The sequence below is a fragment of the Escherichia sp. TW14182 genome, from assembly GCF_000208525.1.
In the GTDB taxonomy this organism is placed as follows: domain Bacteria; phylum Pseudomonadota; class Gammaproteobacteria; order Enterobacterales; family Enterobacteriaceae; genus Escherichia; species Escherichia ruysiae.
Map to the genome: position 1 here is coordinate 1 of NZ_AEJZ01000239.1, position 2,049 is coordinate 2,049.

The 2,049-nt window shown below is 52.8% G+C and carries 4 protein-coding genes; 1 reads left to right on the forward strand and 3 read right to left on the reverse strand.

Features of this window, described 5'->3' with window-relative positions:
• Nucleotides 1-132: 132 nt before the first annotated feature.
• Nucleotides 133-306, reverse strand: a complete 174-nt coding sequence (locus EQY_RS26515; protein ID WP_038809072.1) for a hypothetical protein — start codon at nt 304-306, stop codon at nt 133-135.
• A gap of 27 nt (nt 307-333) precedes the next feature.
• On the opposite strand from EQY_RS26515, the gene dinQ reads away from it, so the two are divergent.
• Complete coding sequence (gene dinQ / locus EQY_RS0118060; protein ID WP_001295215.1) at nt 334-417, forward strand: damage-inducible type I toxin DinQ; 84 nt, start codon at nt 334-336, stop codon at nt 415-417.
• A 53-nt stretch (nt 418-470) separates the two neighbouring features.
• On the opposite strand, the gene gorA is transcribed toward dinQ, so the two are convergent.
• Together gorA and rlmJ are read right to left on the reverse strand one after the other, a co-directional pair.
• Nucleotides 471-1,823, reverse strand: coding sequence for a glutathione-disulfide reductase (gorA, locus tag EQY_RS0118065; protein ID WP_000160829.1), 1,353 nt, complete (start codon nt 1,821-1,823; stop codon nt 471-473).
• Between the two features lie 71 nt (nt 1,824-1,894).
• Nucleotides 1,895-2,049, reverse strand: a 155-nt coding sequence (gene rlmJ, locus EQY_RS24965; protein WP_138984124.1) for a 23S rRNA (adenine(2030)-N(6))-methyltransferase RlmJ, incomplete at its 5' end; no start/stop codon positions are given.

Genomic DNA, 2,049 nt, shown 5'->3' on the forward strand with positions numbered 1-2,049 from the left:
TTTTTACTTTCCAGCCCTGAGTTGGTGGCTCTGGCTGGAGTGAGATAGTCATCATCTAACGCATCAATGCTAATACCATACTGAAACTATTGCAAGGACGTGCTGGTTTTATAACCTGTATGTACTGTATGATTATCCAGTTAGCTCTGAGACATTTTCACTCTGACAATGCGCATAAACGCTTTCAAAGTCCTGGTCAGAAGTACGGGTGGTGCCGTTAACTGATGCTCTGGCCGGAGTGAGATAGTCGTCATCTAACAATGGGACATGCGCCGTGACAGGCAGTGGATGAGTAAGCGGATGCATTCTCACTCCATCGCATGGAGAAAACGGGTGATTGATAAAGCAATCATCGTTCTTGGGGCGTTAATTGCGCTGCTGGAACTGATCCGCTTTCTGCTTCAGCTTCTGAACTGATAGCGGAAACGTAACTAAGGGCAAAGAGCACACCACTCTTTGCCCTTTAACATTTAACGCATTGTCACGAACTCTTCTGCCGCCGTCGGGTGAATGGCAACCGTGTTGTCGAAGTCTTTTTTGGTTGCGCCCATCTTCAGCGCCACCGCGAAGCCCTGCAACATTTCGTCCATGCCAAAACCAATGCCGTGAATACCGACAATCTTCTCTTCCGATCCAACGCACACCAGCTTCATGCGGCACGGCTGGCGGTGAGTGGTGACGGCGGTATACATGGCGGTGAAAGAGGATTTATACACTTTCACCTGATCGTCGCCGTACTGCTCGCGCGCCTGCGGCTCCGTTAAACCAACAGTACCAATCGGTGGATGGCTGAAGACCACGGTCGGAATGTTGCTGTAATCCAGATGCTCATCCGGCTTGTTATTAAACAGGCGTTCAGAGAGACGGCGACCTGCCGCTACCGCGACCGGCGTCAGTTCCACTGCGCCTGTGTTATCGCCCACCGCGTAAATACCTTCAACGTTGGTATTTTGATATTTATCGACGACGATATAGCCTTTTTCGTTGGTTTTAACGCCAGCGGCTTCGAGGTTGATGTTGTCATTGGCAGGTTCACGGCCAATCGCCCAAATCAGGCAATCTACCGTTTCACTGCGACCATCTTCCAGCTCCAGCGTCAGGCTGCCATCGGCATTTTTCACCACCGCTTTCGGGATGGCGTTAGTGTGCAGTTGCGGGCCTTCGGCGTTCATCACTTCGACCAGCGTTTCGGAGATCATCGGGTCAAAGCTGCGCAGCGGCGCGTGTTTACGCACAAACAGATGCGTCTTCGCGCCGAGGCCGTTAATCACGCCAGCCAGTTCAACGGCGATGTAACCCGCACCAACAACCGCTACACGCTCTGGCAAAGCGGGTAGGGCAAAGAAACCATCGGAATCAATGCCGTATTCCACGCCCGGAATATCCGGGTGGCTTGGACGACCACCGGTGGCGATCAGAATATGATCGGCCGTAATGGTTTCACCGTTAACTTCCAGCGTTCTGGCATCAACGAAGCGAGCAAAGCCCTTGATTACATCAACGTTATTTTTACCGAGTACGTTTTCATAGGAAGTATGAATACGGTCGATATAGGCGGTACGGCTGGCGATCAACGTTTCCCAGTTGAACTTATTGATGGTGGTATCAAAGCCATAATCCGGGCCGTACATGTGGATCGCTTCGCGGATTTGCGCCGCGTGCCACATCACTTTTTTCGGCACGCAGCCGACGTTCACGCAGGTGCCGCCCAGTTCTTTGGCTTCAATCAGCGCGCATTTCTGACCGTACATAGCCGCGCGGTTGATGGAGGCGATACCGCCGCTGCCGCCGCCGATGGCGATGTAATCATAGTGTTTAGTCATGACATATTGTCCTTATCGTTGATTACCGCGATTGTAGCGCGAGACGTAATAGGTGCCAGCAATGGCTGCAATTACTCCGGCACGATCCAGCTTACGGTGGCGTGCCCGGTGCCTGCCGGAACCAGTTTGCTGTGCAGCCACGGCAGCACGTTATTCATCTGCTGTTCCAGCTTCCACGGCGGGTTAATCACAATCATGCCGGAAGCGGTCATACCACGGCGGGGGC

Coding starts and splice junctions, on each gene's coding strand:
- EQY_RS26515 (WP_038809072.1), bottom strand. CDS start 306: ATGCATCCGCTTACTCATCCACTGCCTGTCACGGCGCATGTCCCATTG.
- gorA (WP_000160829.1), bottom strand. CDS start 1,823: ATGACTAAACACTATGATTACATCGCCATCGGCGGCGGCAGCGGCGGT.